This is a genomic window from Salifodinibacter halophilus (genome assembly GCA_012999515.1).
GTDB classification, from domain to species: Bacteria; Pseudomonadota; Gammaproteobacteria; order Nevskiales; family Salinisphaeraceae; genus Salifodinibacter; species Salifodinibacter halophilus.
The window spans coordinates 1-248 of the sequence record JABEEB010000521.1; the positions used below are offsets into that span (position 1 = coordinate 1).

A 248-nucleotide genomic window follows, 5' to 3' on the forward strand; every position below is an offset into this window, starting at 1 on the left:
AGCGGACTGACGGCGCGATGGAGGCGTTCATCGAAATCGACCCGGGGAACATGGACTTCGCGATGGCCGACGACTGGGCCCAACTCCAGGACGCAGGCACCGAGTTCGCCAACAAAGAACTCGACTCGAAGCTCAAATTCCACGCAACAACCCGGTCATTCCCGGTCGAACAGATCACCGAGACGATCGAGGAGCGACTCACCGACGAAGACGTCACACAGAACCCGATCTTCCGGGAACTCCTCGAG

At 59.7% G+C, this 248-nt stretch carries 1 protein-coding gene; it reads left to right on the forward strand.

Going from position 1 to position 248, the window contains the following annotated elements:
• Window positions 1-248: hypothetical protein (locus tag HKX41_12690; GenBank protein NNC24992.1), on the forward strand; the 248-nt coding region annotated here is incomplete at both ends.